The following is a 19260-nucleotide window of genomic DNA, read 5'->3' on the forward strand; positions in this document are numbered from 1 at the left end:
GGCCGACCAGATCAAGGACATGCGCGTCATGGCTGCCAAGCGTTCGCTGGACGCCGGGGCGTTGCGCGAAGAGTTGAACCTGAGCCTGAAAACCGCGTTCGAGCGCAACAGCAAGGTGCTCGGCATCTGGCTGGCCTTCGAACCCAACGGCCTGGACGGCAAGGACAGCGAGTTCGTCAACGACGCGGCGCGCCAGTCCAACGAAGCCGGGCGCTTCGCCACCTACTGGAGCCGCGCTGCCGGTTCTGCGCTGAACACGATCATGGTCGAAGAAGACATGACCAAGACCACCCTCAGCGTCAGCGGTACGCCCTACAACAGTTGGTACACCTGCCCTCGCGACAATAAGCGCACCTGCCTGCTCGACCCGTATGCCGACACCGTGGGCGGCAAGGAAATGCTCATGACCACCATTTCCGTGCCGTTGCTGGTGGACGGCAAGGCCATCGGCGTGGTCGGCATCGACATCGCCCTCGACGCCCTGCAAGCAGCGGCCGTGGGTTCCCAGCGCGAACTGTTCAACGGTGCCGGGCACATGCTGATCGTCTCCGGCAGCGGCGTGCTCGGCGCCTACAGCACCGACGCCACCAAGGTCGGCAAAGGCATCGCCGAAACCCTTGGCGCCGAAGGCAAGGACATCCTGCAACTGCTGAGCGTCGGCACACCGAAGATTCTCGAACAGGGCGACCTGATCCGCGCCGTGTACCCGGTCGATCCGATCGGCAATTCCCGGGCCTGGGGCGTGGTCATCGACCTGCCGAAACAAGTGCTCCTGGCCGACTCGGTCAAGCTGCAAGCGGTGCTCGACGACGCTCAGCAAACCGGCATGATTACCGCGCTGTCGGTGGCCGTGATCGCAGGTCTGATCGGCCTGCTGCTGATCTGGCTCACCGCCTCCGGTGTGACCCGTCCGATCAACAGCGTCGCCGAAATGCTGAAGAACATCGCCAGCGGCGAAGGCGACCTGACCCAGCGTCTGAACTACACCAAGAAAGATGAACTGGGCGAACTGGTGAACTGGTTCAACCGCTTCCTCGACAAGCTGCAACCGACCATCGCCCAGATCAAACAGAGCATCACCGAAGCCCGTGGCACCGCCGATCAATCGTCGGAAATCGCCCGCCAGACCAGCGAAGGCATGCAGGTGCAGTTCCGCGAAATCGATCAGGTGGCCACCGCCTCCAACGAAATGAGCGCCACCGCCCACGACGTGGCCAACAGTGCTTCGAACGCTGCCAACGCTGCGAAAGGCGCCGATCAGTCGGCCAAGGACGGGATGTCGATCATCGAGCGCAGCACCCGCGACATCAACCAACTGGCCGATGAAGTCAGCAAAGCGGTGACCGAAGTCGAGGAACTGGCGGTCAACAGCGAGCAGATCGGTTCGGTGCTGGAAGTGATCCGCAGCATCGCCGAACAGACCAACCTGCTGGCGCTGAACGCCGCAATCGAAGCGGCCCGTGCCGGTGAAAGCGGCCGTGGATTCGCGGTGGTTGCCGACGAAGTGCGCAACCTGGCCAAGCGCACTCAGGATTCGGTGGAAGAAATCCGCGTGGTGATCGAACGCATCCAGACCGGCACCCGTGGCGTGGTCGCGACCATGCATTCGAGCCAGACCCAGGCCCACAACAATGCCGGGCAGATCCGTCAGGCCGTGGACGCCCTCGGCAAGATCAGCGATGCGGTGACCGTGATCAGCGACATGAACCTGCAAATCGCCAGCGCCGCCGAACAGCAAAGCGCCGTGGCCGAAGAGGTCAACCGCAACGTCTCGGCGATCCGCACCGTCACCGAGACCCTGACCGAACAGGCTACCGAATCGGCGGCGATCAGCAGCCAGCTGAATGCCCTGGCCAGTCAGCAGATGAAATTGATGGATCAGTTCCGCGTCTGACCTCCCACCGATCGTCATCTGTTCTATGATCAGGCCCTCTCCCGGAGGGCCTTCGATGACTGATCTGCTCACGTCCATTCAAGCCGCGCTTGGCTTGACCCGCACGCCGATTCCGTTCACCGCCGAGGGCGCCCTGCCCTCCGCGTTTGCCGTCACTGACCTTGCCTGCGCGAGCATTGCCGCTGCCGGGCAGGCAGTCGCCGAACTGCTCCAGCAGCAAACCGGCGACTTACCCGGTATTGAAGTCGATCGACGCCTCGCCTCGTTCTGGTTTGCCACTTCGCTACGGCCGATCGGCTGGGAAGTGCCGCCGCTGTGGGATCCGGTCGCCGGCGACTACGCAACGAAGGACGGCTGGATCCGCCTGCACACCAACGCCCCGCATCACCGCGCCGCCGCCGAAAGCGTGCTGGGTGCCTGCGCCGACCGCACGGCGATGGCGGCGAAAGTCGCGCAATGGGCCAGTGCCGATCTGGAGCAAGCGGTGGTCGATGCCAAGGGCTGCGCCGCCGAAATGCGCAGTTGGGCGCAGTGGCAGAAGCATCCGCAAGGGCTGGCGGTGAATGCCGAACCCTTGGTGCATTTCAGTGATGGGAAAGACGAAAGTCATCACCCCTGGCAAGGCTCGGTGGCGCAGCCATTGGCCGGGTTCAAGGTGCTCGATCTGACTCGCGTCCTCGCCGGCCCGACGGCCAGCCGCTCTCTCGCGGGGCTCGGCGCCAATGTCCTGCGCATCGACCCGCCGACCTGGAACGAGCCCGGCGTAGTGCCGGAAGTGACCCTCGGCAAACGCTGTGCGCGGCTGGATCTGCATGAGCCGGCAGATCGCGCGGTGTTTGAAAGTCTGCTCAAGGATGCTGACATTCTGCTGCACGGCTATCGCGCCGATGCGCTTGAGCATCTCGGTTTTGGCGCCGAACGTCGCCGACAACTGGCGCCGGGGCTGATCGACGTCTGCCTCAATGCCTACGGCTGGAGCGGTCCGTGGCAGAACCGCCGGGGCTTCGACAGTCTGGTGCAGATGAGCAGCGGGATTGCCGAGGCCGGACAGCGCTGGAAGCAGGCTGACAAACCGACCCCGCTGCCGGTGCAGGCACTGGATCATGCGACGGGGTATCTGATGGCGGCGAGTGCGATCCGGTTACTGGCTGAAAGGCTGCGCAGTGGTCGAGGTGGATCGGCGCGATTGTCGCTGGCGCGGACGGCGAAGTTGTTGATTGAACATGGGCCGGGGACGGACGAAGCGCTGCGTCCGGAAGATGAGCAGGATCAGAGCTTGCGGGTGGAACAGACGCCGTGGGGCCCCGCACATCGGCTTGAAGCCCCGCTGAAGATCAGCGGGACGCCGTTGCACTGGGCATTGCCGGCCACCGAGTTGGGTTCACATCAACCGCGATGGTTTTGAATGTGTGCGGGTATCAATCCGCACGACTCGACGATGTCCACAACACCTGCGCCGCATACCCCCGAAACGGTCGCCAGGCCTCGGCGCGGGCAGTCAATTCCCGCGCCGTCATCCGCGCCCCCTCCAGCACCTCCAGCGCCCGCAGCAACCCCACATCGCCGGTCGGAAACCCGTCCATGTCCCGCAACTGTCGCAGGGCAATGTACTGCGCCGTCCAGTCGCCAATCCCGTGCAGCGCCAGCAACCGCGCGGTCCCGGAGGCAAACAGCAACGGATCATCCAGCAACGCCTGAGCGACCCCGGACAAAGTGCGTCCGCGACTTTTCGGCATGCCCAGCGTCGCCAGATCCGCGTTCGCCAAGACCGCTGCGTCGGGAAACACATGGGTCAGCCCCGGCACCGCTGAACGCAACGGCTCGCCATACTGCGCCACCATTTTCCCCGCCAGCCGGATCGCCCCGACCACCGTAATCTGCTGCCCCAGCACTGCCCGAAACGCCAGCTCCAAACCATCCCACGCGCCCGGCACCCGCAACCCCAGGCGTTCGGCAATCAATGGCGCCAGCAGCGGATCCGCCGCCAGATGGCGCTGCATCGTCGGCAGATCCGCGTCCAGATCGAATAGCCGACGCAAGCGCGTGATGATCTCGGGCACCGCCGTCGCATCCGGAAAATCCAGCTCGACCTCCAGTGCATCGCCATCACCGGGCCAGACCGAAACCGTGCCATGCACACCGTTCAAACCGATGCTGCGCGAATACACGCCATCGACCACGGTCTCCATCCCGACCACCGCCCGCGCCGCGAGAAACTCGAGCATCGCCGGCCAGTCGTAGGGCGCCTGGTATTCGAGCCGCAGCCTCACAACGACAGTACACCGCTGTACAACCCGTAGGCCGCAAGCCCGGCACCGGCGATGACACAGGTGAAAATCCCCTTCTCGATCGTGGTGAACAGCGGCTCGCCCTGCTCATGCTTGGCCTTGGCGAACAGAATCACCCCCGGCGCATACAACAGCGCTGACAGCAGTAAATATTTCACCCCGCCGGCGTACAGCAACCACACCGCGTAGCACAGGGCGATGCCGCCGATCAGCAGGTCCTTGGTGCGTTCGGCCGAGGCATGTTCATAGGTTTCTCCCCGCCCGCTCAACAGCACCGCATAGGCCGCCGACCACAGGTACGGCACCAGAATCATCGACGATGCGAGGTAGATCAGACTGGTGTAGGTGCCGGCGGAAAACAGCGTGATCAGCAGGAAAATCTGGATCATCACGTTGGTCAGCCACAGTGCGTTGACCGGCACATGGTTGGCGTTTTCCTTTTTCAGGAACGCCGGCATGGTCTTGTCCTTGGCGGTAGCGAAGAGGATTTCGGCGCACAACAGCGCCCAGGACAACAACGCACCGAGCAACGAAATCGCCAGGCCGATGCTGATCGCCAGCGCGCCCCACGGCCCGACGATGTGTTCCAGCACCGCCGCCAGCGAAGGGTTCTGCAGGGTCGCCAGTTCCGGCTGGCTCATGATCCCCAGCGACAGCACGTTGACCAGCACCAGCAGCGCCAGCACGCCAATGAAACCGATCACCGTGGCCCGACCGACGTCCGCCCGTTTCTCGGCCCGCGCCGAATACACGCTGGCGCCTTCGATGCCGATGAACACGAACACCGTCACCAGCATCATGTTGCGCACCTGATCCATCACCCCGCCGAAGTTCGGGTTGCCGTGGCCCCAGATGTCACGGGTAAAGATATCGGCCTTGAACGCCACGGCAGCGATGACGATGAACATGATCAACGGCACGATCTTGGCCACGGTCGTCAGCTGGTTGATAAACGCCGCCTCCTTGATCCCGCGCATCACCAGAAAATGCACGGCCCACAGCAACACCGAAGCGCAACCAATTGCGATCGGCGTGTTGCCCTGACCGAACACCGGAAAGAAGTAGCCGAGGGTGCTGAACAGCAACACGAAATACCCGACGTTACCCAGCCAGGCGCTGATCCAGTAGCCCCACGCCGACGAGAACCCCATGTAGTCGCCAAACCCGGCCTTGGCGTAGGCGTAGACACCGGAGTCCAGTTCCGGTTTGCGGTTGGCCAGGGTCTGGAACACGAAGGCCAGGGTGAGCATGCCGATGGCCGTGATCCCCCAGCCGATCAGGATTGCCCCGGCGTCGGCGCGAGCCGCCATGTTCTGCGGCAAAGAGAAAATCCCCCCGCCAATCATCGACCCCACCACCAGGGCGATCAGCGCGCCAAGGCGCAGCTTTTGCGTCGGTTGCGACATTCAAATCTCCTTGAAAGATGGGTGAGGTTTTTATTTGTAACAACTATTAACTAAACGGATAAAACTGACTGACGTTTATCAGGTAATGCCGATAAACGTCCGGTTATATATAGCCGATGACGCTAACGCCTAGCACGTTAAGACAGTTTTGTGCGCTGATCCTAATAAATCAATTCTGTACTGAAAACAGATGTGAAAAATTTGCCAAAAGTGGAAAAGCAACTAGCGTGATAACTCGAAAGTAATAGGATCCATTCCCAACCACATCGACCTAAGGCCTCTGGGACGGGCCTTCCAGACAATAGCTTTATGCCTGCAGTGATTTCATAAGTCATTCATTAACAATGGAATGTGAGCATGCACTGATCTAAGTCAGCTGTTTGAAAAGCCAACAGAACTACGCTGTGAACTCTTCTCTCCTGCAATGGAGTCATGCAATGTCTGAAGCTCCCGGAAAACTACGGCTAGGTGCACTGGTTGCCCTGGTAGTCGGATCAATGATCGGTGGCGGGATATTCTCTTTGCCACAAAACATGGCAGCCAGCGCCGACGTCGGTGCCGTGCTGATCGGTTGGGCCATCACCGCTGTCGGCATGCTCACCCTCGCTTTTGTCTTCCAGACCCTCGCCAATCGCAAACCTGACCTGGACGGCGGCGTCTACGCCTACGCCAAGGCCGGTTTCGGCGACTACATGGGTTTCTCGTCCGCCTGGGGTTACTGGATCAGTGCCTGGCTGGGCAACGTCGGTTACTTCGTTCTGCTGTTCAGCACCCTCGGTTACTTCTTTCCGATTTTCGGTGAAGGCAACACCGTTGCTGCGGTGATCGGTGCGTCGGTTTTGCTGTGGGCGGTGCACTTCCTGGTGCTGCGCGGGATCAAGGAAGCGGCGTTCATCAACCTGGTGACCACCGTCGCCAAGGTCGTGCCGTTGCTGCTGTTCGTCCTGATCGCGATCTTCGCCTTCAAACTGGACATCTTCACCGCCGACATCTGGGGCGTGAAAAACCCGGATCTGGGCAGCGTGATGAACCAGGTGCGCAACATGATGCTGGTCACCGTGTGGGTGTTCATCGGCATCGAGGGCGCGAGCATCTTCTCGGCCCGGGCGGAAAAACGTTCGGACGTCGGCAAGGCTACCGTGATCGGTTTCATCACCGTGCTGCTGTTCCTGGTGCTGGTGAACGTGCTGTCGCTGGGCATCATGACCCAGCCGGAACTGGCCAAACTGCAAAACCCGTCGATGGCTGCCGTGCTGGAGCACGTGGTGGGTCACTGGGGTGCGGTGCTGATCAGCGTCGGCCTGATCATCTCGCTGTTGGGCGCGCTGCTGTCGTGGGTGCTGCTGTGTGCGGAGATCATGTTCGCCGCTGCCAAAGACCACACCATGCCGGAGTTCCTGCGCAAGGAGAACGCCAATCACGTGCCGGTCAACGCCCTGTGGCTGACCAACGCGATGGTCCAGTTGTTCCTGATCATCACCCTGTTCTCGGCCAGCACTTACCTGTCGCTGATCTACCTCGCCACTTCGATGATTCTGGTGCCGTACCTGTGGTCGGCGGCCTACGCCCTGCTGCTGGCGGTGCGCGGTGAAAGCTACGAAGGCTTCGCGGCCGAACGCCGCAAGGACCTGATCATCGGCGGCATCGCCCTGATCTATGCGGTCTGGCTGCTCTACGCCGGTGGCGTGAAGTACCTGCTGCTGTCAGCCCTGCTCTATGCGCCCGGCGCGATCCTGTTCGCCAAGGCCAAGCTGGAACTCAAACAACCGGTTTTCACCAACGTCGAGAAGCTGATTTTCGCCGCGGTGGTCGTGGGTGCCCTGGTGGCAGCCTACGGTCTCTACGACGGCTTCCTGACTCTGTAACCCCTGACTGATTTGTTATCTGGAGGATCACTGAAATGACCACGGAAAAAGTTAAGTACGGCGTCCATTCCGAAGCCGGCAAACTGCGCAAAGTCATGGTTTGCTCCCCAGGTCTGGCCCATCAGCGGCTGACCCCGAACAACTGCGATGAACTGCTGTTCGACGACGTCATCTGGGTCAACCAGGCCAAGCGCGACCACTTCGACTTCGTGACCAAGATGCGCGAACGCGGGATCGAAGTGCTGGAAATGCACAACCTGCTGACCGACATCGTTTCCAACCCCGAAGCGCTGAAATGGATTCTGGACCGCAAGATCACCCCCGACACCGTCGGCGTCGGCCTGACCAACGAAGTGCGCAGCTGGCTCGAAGGCCTGGAGCCACGCAAGCTCGCCGAGTTCCTGATCGGCGGCGTGGCCGGTGAAGACCTGCCGGAAAGCGAAGGCTCCAGCGTAATCAAGATGTACCGCGATTACCTGGGCCACTCCAGCTTCCTGCTGCCACCGCTGCCCAACACCCAGTTCACCCGCGACACCACTTGCTGGATCTACGGCGGTGTGACGCTCAACCCGATGTACTGGCCGGCCCGTCGTCAGGAAACCCTGCTGACCACCGCCATCTACAAATTCCACCCCGAGTTCACCAACGCCGACTTCGAAGTCTGGTACGGCGACCCGGACAAGGATCACGGCCAGGCCACCCTCGAGGGCGGTGACGTCATGCCGATCGGCAATGGCGTGGTATTGATCGGCATGGGCGAGCGCACTTCGCGTCAGGCCATCGGCCAACTGGCGCAATCGCTGTTCGCCAAAGGCGCCGTGGAAAAAGTCGTGGTCGCCGGCCTGCCGAAATCCCGCGCGGCGATGCACCTGGACACCGTGTTCAGCTTCTGCGACCGCGACCTGGTCACGGTCTTCCCTGAAGTGGTCAAGGAAATCGTGCCGTTCATCATCCGCCCCGACAGCAGCAAGCCTTACGGGCTGGACGTGCGCCGGGAGAACAAGTCGTTCATCCAGGTGGTGGCCGACGTATTGGGCCTCAAGGAACTGCGCGTCGTGGAAACCGGCGGCAACAGCTTCGCCGCCGAACGCGAGCAATGGGATGACGGCAACAACGTGGTGGCCGTGGAACCGGGCGTGGTCATCGGCTACGACCGCAACACCTACACCAACACCCTGCTGCGCAAGGCCGGGGTCGAGGTCATCACTATCAGTGCCGGCGAACTGGGCCGTGGCCGTGGCGGCGGCCACTGCATGACTTGCCCGATCGTCCGCGACCCAATCGACTACTAACTTTTTGACTTAAAACGACCCGGCGCTGTGAAAGCGTAGCGAGCGAAGGAAAGACAAGGCAAAAACAGGCGAGGAAGCGGAGTTTACTGGCTGTAAATGAGCATTCCGAGCCTGTTTTTAACGCAGTATTTCCGAGCGCAGTAGCTTTCACAGTGTCGGGCAAGGAGATCCATCATGGCTTTCAATATCCACAACCGTAACCTGCTCAGCCTGGAACACCACACCCCACGTGAGCTGCGTTACCTGCTCGACCTGTCCCGCGACCTCAAGCGCGCCAAGTACACCGGCACCGAGCAACAACACCTCAAGGGCAACAACATCGCCCTGATCTTCGAAAAAACCTCGACCCGCACCCGTTGCGCGTTCGAAGTCGCCGCGTATGACCAGGGCGCCAACGTCACCTACATCGACCCGAATTCCTCGCAGATCGGCCACAAGGAAAGCATGAAGGACACAGCCCGCGTGCTGGGTCGCATGTACGACGCCATCGAGTACCGTGGCTTCAAGCAGGAAATCGTCGAAGAGCTGGCCAAGTTCGCCGGCGTACCGGTGTTCAACGGCCTGACCGATGAATATCACCCAACGCAAATGATCGCCGACGTGCTGACCATGCGTGAGCACGCCGACAAGCCGATCCATGAAATCAGCTACGCCTACCTGGGCGACGCCCGCAACAACATGGGCAACTCGCTGCTGCTGGTCGGCGCCAAACTGGGCATGGACGTGCGCATCTGCGCGCCGAAAGCCCTGTGGCCCCACGACGATCTGGTCGATCGCTGCAAGAAATACGCAGAGGAAAGCGGTGCCCGCATCACCCTGACTGACGACCCGAAAGCCGCTGTCAAAGGCGTGGACTTCATCCACACCGACGTCTGGGTATCGATGGGCGAACCGGTTGAAGCCTGGGCCGAGCGTATCCAGCAACTGCTGCCATATCAGGTCAACAAAGAGCTGATGAAAGCCACCGGCAACCCACGCACCAAGTTCATGCATTGCCTGCCGGCGTTCCACAACAGCGATACCAAGGTCGGCAAACAGATCGCCGAGCAGTATCCGCACCTGGCCAACGGCATCGAAGTGACCGACGACGTGTTCGAGTCGCCTGCCTGCATCGCCTTCGAGCAAGCGGAAAACCGCATGCACACCATCAAGGCGATTCTGGTGTCGACCCTGGCTGATCTGTAAGCGTTGACCTTTGACCTGCGGGCGCCGCCGAAGGCTGCACCCGCAGGCTCACCGAATTCTGAAAGGACTGCATTATGCGTATCGTCGTAGCTCTGGGCGGTAACGCCCTGCTCCGTCGTGGTGAGCCGATGACCGCTGACAACCAGCGCGCCAACATCCGCATCGCCACCGAGCAAATCGCCAAGATCCATCCCGGCAACCAACTGGTCATCGCCCACGGCAATGGCCCGCAAGTCGGTCTGCTGTCGTTGCAGGCAGCCGCCTACACCTCCGTCACTCCTTACCCGCTGGACGTGCTCGGTGCTGAAACCGAAGGCATGATCGGCTACATCATCGAACAGGAACTGGGCAACCTGCTGGACTTCGAAGTCCCGTTCGCCACCCTGCTCACCCAGGTCGAAGTCGACGCCAACGACCCGGCCTTCAAGAACCCGACCAAACCGATCGGCCCGGTCTACGAGAAAGCCGAAGCGGAAAAACTCGCCGCCGAAAAAGGCTGGGCGATTGCCCCGGACGGCGACAAGTTCCGCCGCGTGGTGGCCAGCCCACGGCCGAAACGCATTTTCGAAATCCGCCCGATCAAGTGGCTGCTGGACAAGGGCAGCATCGTGATCTGCGCCGGCGGTGGCGGCATCCCGACCATGTATGACGAGAAGCGCAACCTCAAAGGCATTGAGGCGGTGATCGACAAGGACCTGTGCTCGTCGCTGCTCGCCGAACAACTGGAAGCGGACTTGCTGGTAATCGCCACCGACGTCAACGCGGCGTACATCGACTTCAAAAAACCAACCGAGAAAGCCATCGCCCAGGCCCACCCGGACGAACTCGAACGTCTGGGCTTCGCCGCCGGCTCCATGGGGCCGAAGGTGCAGGCAGCTTGCGAATTTGCGCGCCATACTGGCAAGGTTGCGGTGATCGGTTCGCTCGCGGACATCGAAGCCATCGTCCAGGGCACCGCCGGTACGCGGGTCAGCACCGCCGCGCCGGGCATCACCTACCGATAACCAGAAATACCGGGGGCAGACCCAGGGTCTGCCCTTCTCCCATGCCTTGAAAGGAGAGAACACCATGGCCCAGTTCGAACCCGGTCACTTGCACATCGAACGGCACGCGTTGACCCAGGATGACGTCAACTACAACATCCGCCTCGAATACGAGGTGTCGCAGGATCCGCAAAAAGGCAAAGGGATACAGTTCCGGCTGGTTGGAACCATCCAGGGCAAAGAGGTCAACGAACCGTTCTTCCTGCCCAAGGAAGAGGCCTACAACTTCGCCCGCAACGTGACGCAGATTGCCGAAAAATACGGCATCCCCAAGAGCCACAGCCAGATCGGCTCGGTCCACAAGCATTACGATTTGATGTTTGAAGACATCCGTGTGCAGTTGAATATGAAATCCGGGGATCCGGTCAATCCCGAGCATTTTGAGTAACCCCGCACACCACAGATCCATTGTGGGAGCGAACTCGCTCCCACAGGAGGTGCATACCCGCCGCAAGTTCACGTCGGATTTCACCTGAAGCCCCGCCCCAAGGCATACTTGCCCCCCTCCGCACTCCAGAACCCAGAACCCAGAACCACCCCATGCGTATCCACGTCAGCTTCATCGACCGCGTCGGCATCACCCAGGAAGTCCTGGCGATACTCGGTGGGCGCAACCTCAATCTGGATGCGGTGGAAATGGTCCCGCCGAACGTCTACATCGACGCCCCGACCCTCAGCCCGCAAGTACTCGAAGAACTGAAAGATGCGCTGTTTCGAGTGCGCGGCGTCGAGGCCGTGGTGGTGGTCGACATCCTGCCCGGTCAGCGCCGGCACTTGCAGCTCGACGCGTTGCTCGCAGCAATGACCGACCCGGTGCTGGCGCTGGACAGCGCCGGCAAAGTGCTGCTGGCCAACCCGGCGCTGATCGCCTTGTACGGTCGCGAGCCGGCCGGTGAAAGCGTCTCGGAACTGTTCAACGATCCCGGCCTGCTCGAAACCTTGCTGGAACAAGGCTTCCGCCTGCCGCTGCGGGAAATCACCGTCAACGGCCAGACCCTGTTGCTGGACGCCACGCCGATCACCGACGCCGGCGCCCTGCTGACCCTGTATCAACCGAACCGCATCGGCGAACAACTCTCGGCGCTGCACCACGACCATGCCGAAGGTTTCGATGCCCTGCTCGGCGAGTCCCCGGCGATCCGCACGCTCAAGGCCCGCGCACAGCGGGTGGCAGCCCTCGATGCACCGCTGCTGATTCAGGGCGAAACCGGCACCGGCAAGGAATTGGTGGCCCGCGCCTGCCACGCCATCAGCACCCGCCACAGCGCGCCATTTCTGGCGCTGAACTGCGCGGCCCTGCCGGAGAACCTCGCCGAGAGCGAACTGTTCGGCTACGCCCCCGGCGCCTTCACCGGCGCACAACGGGGCGGCAAACCGGGGCTGATGGAACTGGCCAACCAGGGCACGGTGTTTCTCGACGAGATCGGCGAAATGTCACCGTACTTGCAGGCCAAGCTGCTGCGCTTTCTCAACGATGGCAGCTTCCGTCGGGTGGGCGGTGATCGCGAAGTGAAGGTCAACGTGCGCATCCTCAGCGCGACCCACCGCGACCTGGAAAAAATGGTCAGTGAAGGCCTGTTCCGCGAAGACCTGTTCTACCGCCTCAACGTGCTCAACGTCGAAGTGCCGCCGTTGCGCGAACGTGGCCAGGACATTCTGTTGTTGGCGCGTTACTTCATGCAGCAGGCCTGCGCGCAGATCCAGCGCCCGGTCTGCCGACTCGCCCCGGGCACTTACCCGGCACTGCTCGGCAACCGCTGGCCGGGCAACGTGCGGCAATTGCAGAACGTGATCTTCCGCGCCGCCGCCATCTGCGAAAGCAGTCTGGTGGACATCGGCGACCTCGACATCGCCGGCACCTCGGTGGCGCGCCAGACCGACACCGATGTCGACAGCCTGGAAGAAGCCGTGGAGGCGTTCGAAAAATCGCTGCTGGAAAAACTCTACGTCAGCTACCCCTCGACCCGCCAACTGGCCAGTCGCCTGCAGACCTCGCACACCGCGATTGCCCATCGGCTGCGCAAGTACGGGATTCCGGGAAAAGCCTGAATCCCGCCAAAAGCGACCTCCATCTGTACTGAAAGCGCTACAGCGGAACGATATCGCTACACCCTCCTTCGACCACCGCCGTGCAAGGCTTTGATCCGCTTCAGCTTTTTTCTTCGCTCCAAGCTGTAGCGATTTCGCTACAGAGTGCTCGATCACGACCGCCAACAAATCGATCAACTAATTGATTTATAACGATATTTTTACGTTGGCCGCGTTCTTGCTAAGTAACCGCTCATAAAATCAGGGCATTGCCGCCCGAGTATTCCACCGCGTCCACCAGACGAGTCTGGCCCCTAGGAGATTCCATGAGCGAGTTGCGTTTTACTGAAGATCACGAATGGCTGCGCGCCGAAGCCGATGGCTCTGTCACCGTTGGCATCACCGCTTTCGCGCAGAACGCTTTGGGCGACGTGGTGTTCGTGCAACTGCCTGAACTGCAGGCTTACGACAAAGGCGCCGAAGCCGCCACCGTGGAATCGGTAAAAGCCGCGAGCGGCGTTTACATGCCGCTGGACGGTGAAGTCCTGGCCACCAACCCGGCCCTGGAAGACAGCCCTGAACTGGTCAACGAAGATCCGCTGGGCGAAGGCTGGTTCTTCCGCTTCAAGCCAGCCGACGCTTCGGCCGTCGCCAAGTTGCTGGATCAGGACGCCTACGACCGTCTGATCAAAGCCCAAGCCGAAGCCTGAGGAACCTGACATGACCCAAGTAAATCTCGGCACCGCCAATGAATTCATCGCCCGTCACATCGGCCCGCGCGCCGGTGACGAGCAGGCCATGCTCAACAGCCTCGGCTTCGACTCGCTGGAAGCCCTGAGCGCCAGCGTCATCCCGGAAAGCATCAAGGGCACCAGCGTGCTCGGCCTCGATGACGGCCTGAGCGAAGCCGATGCCCTGGCGATGATCAAAGGCATCGCCGGCAAGAACCAACTGTTCAAGACCTACATCGGCCAGGGCTACTACAACTGCCACACACCGTCGCCGATCCTGCGCAACCTGCTGGAAAACCCGGCCTGGTACACCGCTTACACCCCGTACCAGCCAGAAATTTCCCAGGGCCGTCTCGAAGCGCTGCTGAACTTCCAGACCCTGATCAGCGACCTCACCGGCCTGCCGATCGCCAACGCTTCCCTGCTCGACGAAGCCACCGCCGCTGCCGAAGCCATGACCTTCTGCAAACGCCTGAGCAAGAACAAGGGCAGCCACCAGTTCTTCGCCTCGATCCACAGCCACCCGCAAACCCTCGACGTACTGCGCACCCGTGCCGAGCCTCTGGGCATTGAAGTGGTGGTCGGCGACGAGCGTGAACTGACGGACGTGACGCCGTTCTTCGGCGCATTGCTGCAATACCCGGCGAGCAACGGTGATGTGTTCGACTACCGCGAACTGACCGAACGCTTCCACGCCGCCAACGCACTGGTCGCCGTGGCCGCTGACCTGCTGGCCCTGACCCTGCTGACCCCGCCGGGCGAGTTCGGCGCCGACGTGGCCATCGGCAGCGCCCAACGTTTCGGCGTACCGCTGGGCTTCGGTGGCCCGCACGCGGCTTACTTCTCGACTAAAGATGCGTTCAAGCGCGACATGCCGGGCCGTCTGGTCGGTGTCTCGGTTGACCGCTTCGGCAAGCCGGCCCTGCGTCTGGCGATGCAGACCCGCGAGCAACACATCCGCCGCGAGAAGGCCACGTCGAACATCTGCACCGCGCAAGTGCTGCTGGCCAACATCGCCAGCATGTACGCCGTGTACCACGGCCCGAAAGGCCTGACCCAGATTGCCAACCGCGTGCATCACCTGACCGCGATTCTGGCCAAGGGCCTGAGCGCACTGGGCGTGACCGTCGAGCAAAGCAGCTTCTTCGACACCCTGACCCTGGCCACCGGCACGCAAACTGCCGCGCTGCACGACAAGGCTCGCGCCCAACAGATCAACCTGCGGGTGATCGACGCCCAGCGTCTGGGCCTGTCGGTCGACGAAACCACCACCCAGGCCGACATCGAAACCCTGTGGAGCCTGTTCGCCGACGGCAAGGCTTTGCCTGATTTCGCCACCCTCGCCGCTGCCGCGCAAAGCACCATTCCAGCCGCGCTGGTACGTCAGTCGCCGATCCTCAGCCACCCGGTGTTCAACCGTTATCACTCGGAAACCGAGCTGATGCGCTACCTGCGCAAACTGGCGGACAAGGACCTGGCACTGGATCGCACCATGATCCCGTTGGGCTCGTGCACCATGAAGCTCAACGCTGCCAGCGAAATGATCCCGGTGACCTGGGCCGAATTCGGCGCCCTGCACCCGTTCGCCCCGGCCGAGCAAAGCGCCGGTTACCAACAACTGACTGACGAACTGGAAGCGATGCTCTGCGCCGCCACCGGTTACGACGCGATCTCGCTGCAACCGAACGCCGGTTCCCAGGGTGAATACGCAGGTCTGCTGGCGATTCGCGCCTATCACCAGAGCCGTGGCGAAGACCGTCGCGACATCTGCCTGATCCCGTCGTCCGCCCACGGCACCAACCCGGCGACCGCCAACATGGCCGGCATGCGCGTGGTCGTGACCGCCTGCGACGCCCGTGGCAACGTGGACATCGAAGACCTGCGCGCCAAGGCCATCGAGCACCGCGAACACCTCGCCGCGCTGATGATCACCTACCCGTCGACCCACGGCGTGTTCGAAGAAGGCATCCGCGAAATCTGCGGCATCATTCATGACAACGGCGGCCAGGTGTACATCGACGGCGCCAACATGAACGCGATGGTCGGCCTCTGCGCACCGGGCAAATTCGGCGGCGACGTCTCGCACCTGAACCTGCACAAGACCTTCTGCATCCCCCACGGCGGTGGCGGCCCGGGCGTCGGCCCGATCGGCGTGAAATCGCACCTGACCCCGTTCCTGCCGGGCCATGGCCACATGGAACGCAAGGAAGGCGCGGTCTGCGCAGCACCGTTCGGCAGCGCGAGCATTCTGCCGATCACCTGGATGTACATTCGTATGATGGGTGGCGCAGGTCTGAAGCGCGCTTCGCAACTGGCGATCCTCAATGCCAACTACATTTCCCGTCGCCTGGAAGAGCACTATCCAGTGCTGTACACCGGCAGCAACGGTCTGGTGGCGCACGAGTGCATCCTCGACCTGCGTCCGCTGAAAGACAGCAGCGGCATCAGCGTCGATGACGTGGCCAAGCGTCTGATCGACTTCGGCTTCCACGCCCCGACCATGTCGTTCCCGGTGGCCGGCACGCTGATGATCGAGCCGACCGAAAGTGAATCCAAGGAAGAGCTGGACCGCTTCTGCGACGCCATGATCCGCATCCGCGAAGAAATCCGCGCAGTGGAAAACGGCACGCTGGACAAGGACGACAACCCGCTGAAGAACGCACCGCACACCGCTGCAGAGCTGGTTGGCGAGTGGACTCACCCGTACAGCCGCGAACAAGCGGTGTACCCGGTGGCGTCGTTGATCGAAGGCAAGTACTGGCCGCCGGTCGGTCGCGTCGACAACGTGTTCGGCGACCGCAACCTGGTCTGCGCCTGCCCGTCGATCGAAAGCTACGCTTGACCTGTGAGGGGGCGGGTTCGCCCGCCCCTTTCATGCGTGCCTGATGTGCCTATAACAAGAAACCGGAGAACAACCATGTCGTTAAGCGTGTTCGACCTGTTCAAGATTGGCATCGGCCCCTCCAGCTCCCACACCGTCGGCCCGATGCGCGCAGCCGCGCGCTTCGTCGAAGGCCTGCGCCGGGAAAACCTGTTGTCGGCCACCACCAGCGTCAGGGTCGAGTTGTACGGATCCCTCGGCGCCACCGGCAAGGGTCACGGCAGCGACAAGGCTGTGTTGCTGGGCCTGGAAGGTGAACACCCGGATACCGTGGATACCGAAACCGTCGCTGCACGTCTCACACAAATTCGCGGCAGCGGGCGTTTGAACCTGCTCGGTGAACACAGCATCGCGTTCAACGAGAAAGAACACCTGGCAATGATCCGCAAGCCGTTGGCCTATCACCCCAACGGCATGATCTTCCGTGCCTTCGATGCAGCGGGATTGCAGATCCGCAGCCGCGAGTACTACTCGGTCGGCGGTGGTTTTGTGGTCGACGAAGATGCGGCCGGAGCCGACCGTATCGTAGAAGACGCCACACCGCTGACCTTCCCGTTCAAAAGTGCCAAGGACTTGCTCGGTCACTGCGCCACCTACGGTCTGTCGATCAGTCAGGTGATGCTGACCAACGAAAGCGCCTGGCGCCCGGAAGCGGAAACCCGCGCCGGCCTGCTGAAAATCTGGCAAGTGATGCAGGACTGCGTGGCCGCCGGCTGTCGCAACGAAGGCATTCTGCCGGGTGGCCTGAAGGTCAAGCGGCGGGCAGCGGCGTTGCACCGGCAACTGTGCAAGAACCCGGAATCATCGCTGCGCGATCCGTTGTCGGTGCTGGACTGGGTCAACCTCTACGCCCTCGCCGTCAACGAAGAAAACGCCAATGGCGGGCGCGTGGTTACAGCGCCGACCAACGGCGCGGCGGGGATTATTCCCGCCGTATTGCATTACTACATGCGCTTCATTCCCGGCGCCAACGATGACGGCGTGGTGCGTTTCCTGCTGACCGCGGCGGCCATCGGCATTCTGTACAAGGAAAACGCCTCGATTTCCGGCGCCGAAGTCGGCTGTCAGGGCGAGGTCGGCGTGGCCTGCTCGATGGCGGCCGGCGCGTTGTGCGAAGTGCTCGGCGGCAGCGTGCAGCAAGTGGAAAACGCCGCTGAAATCGGCATGGAACACAACCTCGGCCTGACCTGCGATCCGATTGGCGGGCTGGTGCAGGTGCCGTGCATCGAGCGCAACGCCATGGGCTCGGTCAAGGCGATCAACGCCGTGCGCATGGCCATGCGCGGAGACGGGCAGCACTTCGTCTCCCTCGACAAGGTCATCCGCACCATGCGCCAGACCGGCGCCGACATGAAAAGCAAATACAAGGAGACCGCCCGCGGCGGTCTGGCGGTCAACATTATCGAGTGTTAATTAGCCCCCTCTCCCTCCGGGAGAGGGTTGGTGTGAATCAAGGAGTCCCGCATGTCCACCGAACAACTGTCGAAAACCCCGCTGCACGCTCTGCACATCGAACTCGGCGCCCGCATGGTGCCGTTCGCCGGCTACGACATGCCGGTGCAATACCCGCTGGGCGTGATGAAAGAACACCAGCACACCCGTGAGCAGGCCGGGCTGTTCGATGTCTCGCACATGGGTCAGATCCGCCTGACCGGCGCCAATGCCGCCAAAGCCCTGGAAACCCTGGTGCCGGTGGACATCATCGACCTGCCGGTGGGCATGCAGCGCTATGCGATGTTCACCAACGAAACCGGTGGCATCCTTGATGACCTGATGGTCGCCAATCTGGGCAACGACGAACTGTTCCTGGTGGTCAACGCCGCGTGCAAGGACCAGGACCTGGCTCATCTGCAGAAGCACATCGGCGATCAATGCAAGATCGAGCCATTGTTCGAAGAACGCGCCCTGCTCGCCCTGCAAGGCCCGGCCGCCGTGACCGTGCTGGCGCGCCTGGCGCCGGAAGTGGCGAAGATGACCTTCATGCAGTTCGCCCGCGTGAAACTGCTGGGCGTCGATTGCTTCGTCAGCCGTTCGGGCTACACCGGTGAAGACGGTTTCGAAATCTCCGTACCGGCAGCCGATGCGGAAAAACTCGCCCGCACCCTGCTCGCCGAACCGGAAGTGGCCGCCATCGGCCTCGGTGCCCGTGACTCGCTGCGTCTGGAAGCCGGCCTGTGCCTGTACGGCCACGACATGAACACCGACACCACGCCGATCGAAGCGAGCCTGCTGTGGGCCATCTCCAAGCCACGCCGCGCTGATGGCGCACGTGTAGGTGGTTTCCCGGGTGCAGAACAGGTTTTCAGCCAGCAACAGAACGGTGTCGCGCGCAAACGCGTCGGCCTGTTGCCGCAGGAGCGCACGCCGGTCCGTGAAGGGGCAGAAATCGTCAACGAAGCCGGCGAGATCATCGGCAGCGTGTGCAGCGGCGGTTTCGGTCCGACCCTGGGTGGGCCATTGGCGATGGGTTACCTCGACAGCGCCTATGTCGCACTCGACACGCCAGTCTGGGCCATCGTTCGTGGGAAAAAGGTGCAAATGCTTGTAAGCAAAATGCCATTCGTTCCACAACGCTACTATCGTGGTTGATTGACTGTTTCTATAAGTAACGCGATTGCGTTATGCGTGCACTAATGTGTAACGCAAT

Annotated in this window: 14 protein-coding genes and 1 pseudogene; 13 read left to right on the forward strand and 2 right to left on the reverse strand. The window is 61.9% G+C overall.

Annotated elements, in window-relative coordinates:
- Positions 1–28: 28 nt before the first annotated feature.
- The 3 genes and pseudogenes from AC1RME_RS16865 to AC1RME_RS16875 form a co-directional block, all read left to right on the forward strand.
- Positions 29–1036: pseudogene (locus AC1RME_RS16865) on the forward strand (methyl-accepting chemotaxis protein); the annotation flags it as partial.
- A 102-nt stretch (positions 1037–1138) separates the two neighbouring features.
- Positions 1139–1894 carry a methyl-accepting chemotaxis protein gene (locus tag AC1RME_RS16870; RefSeq protein WP_371320921.1) on the forward strand — a complete coding sequence of 252 codons (756 nt, stop codon included), beginning with the start codon at positions 1139–1141 and terminating at the stop codon, positions 1892–1894.
- A 55-nt stretch (positions 1895–1949) separates the two neighbouring features.
- A complete protein-coding gene (locus AC1RME_RS16875; protein ID WP_096818267.1) occupies positions 1950–3299 on the forward strand; it encodes a CoA transferase in 1350 nt (449 codons plus the stop codon).
- A 13-nt stretch (positions 3300–3312) separates the two neighbouring features.
- Here the strand turns inward: AC1RME_RS16875 and AC1RME_RS16880 are convergent, their stop codons facing one another.
- Positions 3313–4164, reverse strand: coding sequence for a DNA-3-methyladenine glycosylase family protein (locus AC1RME_RS16880; protein WP_096818268.1), 852 nt, complete (start codon positions 4162–4164; stop codon positions 3313–3315).
- Entirely contained in the window at positions 4161–5588 is a 1428-nt protein-coding gene (gene arcD / locus AC1RME_RS16885) for an arginine-ornithine antiporter (RefSeq protein ID WP_096818270.1), read from the reverse strand. The genes AC1RME_RS16880 and arcD (AC1RME_RS16885) overlap by 4 nt, the downstream gene beginning before the upstream one ends.
- A 437-nt stretch (positions 5589–6025) precedes the next feature.
- Here arcD (AC1RME_RS16885) and arcD (AC1RME_RS16890) point away from each other — a divergent pair, with 437 nt between their 5' ends.
- From arcD (AC1RME_RS16890) to gcvT, 10 genes are all read left to right on the forward strand, one after another.
- Entirely contained in the window at positions 6026–7453 is a 1428-nt protein-coding gene (arcD, locus tag AC1RME_RS16890; protein ID WP_096818272.1) for an arginine-ornithine antiporter, read from the forward strand.
- A 35-nt stretch (positions 7454–7488) separates the two neighbouring features.
- Positions 7489–8745, forward strand: a complete 1257-nt coding sequence (gene arcA, locus AC1RME_RS16895; protein ID WP_096818274.1) for an arginine deiminase — start codon at positions 7489–7491, stop codon at positions 8743–8745.
- Between the two features lie 174 nt (positions 8746–8919).
- Positions 8920–9930 (forward strand): ornithine carbamoyltransferase, encoded by a 1011-nt coding sequence (locus AC1RME_RS16900; protein WP_096818276.1) that lies wholly within the window; start codon positions 8920–8922, stop codon positions 9928–9930.
- Between the two features lie 74 nt (positions 9931–10004).
- Positions 10005–10934, forward strand: coding sequence for a carbamate kinase (gene arcC, locus AC1RME_RS16905; RefSeq protein WP_096818277.1), 930 nt, complete (start codon positions 10005–10007; stop codon positions 10932–10934).
- A gap of 64 nt (positions 10935–10998) precedes the next feature.
- Positions 10999–11361 (forward strand): DUF5064 family protein, encoded by a 363-nt coding sequence (locus AC1RME_RS16910; RefSeq protein ID WP_096818279.1) that lies wholly within the window; start codon positions 10999–11001, stop codon positions 11359–11361.
- A gap of 152 nt (positions 11362–11513) precedes the next feature.
- Positions 11514–13022 (forward strand): transcriptional regulator GcsR, encoded by a 1509-nt coding sequence (gene gcsR, locus AC1RME_RS16915; RefSeq protein ID WP_085730273.1) that lies wholly within the window; start codon positions 11514–11516, stop codon positions 13020–13022.
- 305 nt (positions 13023–13327) lie between these two features.
- Positions 13328–13711 (forward strand): glycine cleavage system protein GcvH, encoded by a 384-nt coding sequence (gene gcvH, locus AC1RME_RS16920; protein WP_074688335.1) that lies wholly within the window; start codon positions 13328–13330, stop codon positions 13709–13711.
- A 10-nt stretch (positions 13712–13721) separates the two neighbouring features.
- Positions 13722–16574, forward strand: a complete 2853-nt coding sequence (gcvP, locus tag AC1RME_RS16925) for an aminomethyl-transferring glycine dehydrogenase (RefSeq protein WP_096818280.1) — start codon at positions 13722–13724, stop codon at positions 16572–16574.
- A gap of 75 nt (positions 16575–16649) precedes the next feature.
- Entirely contained in the window at positions 16650–18026 is a 1377-nt protein-coding gene (locus AC1RME_RS16930) for an L-serine ammonia-lyase (RefSeq protein WP_085730271.1), read from the forward strand.
- Between the two features lie 51 nt (positions 18027–18077).
- Positions 18078–19202, forward strand: a complete 1125-nt coding sequence (gene gcvT / locus AC1RME_RS16935) for a glycine cleavage system aminomethyltransferase GcvT (protein WP_096818282.1) — start codon at positions 18078–18080, stop codon at positions 19200–19202.
- Positions 19203–19260 lie beyond the last annotated feature (58 nt).

It is taken from the genome of Pseudomonas sp. GW822-FHT03F08 (genome assembly GCF_058801265.1).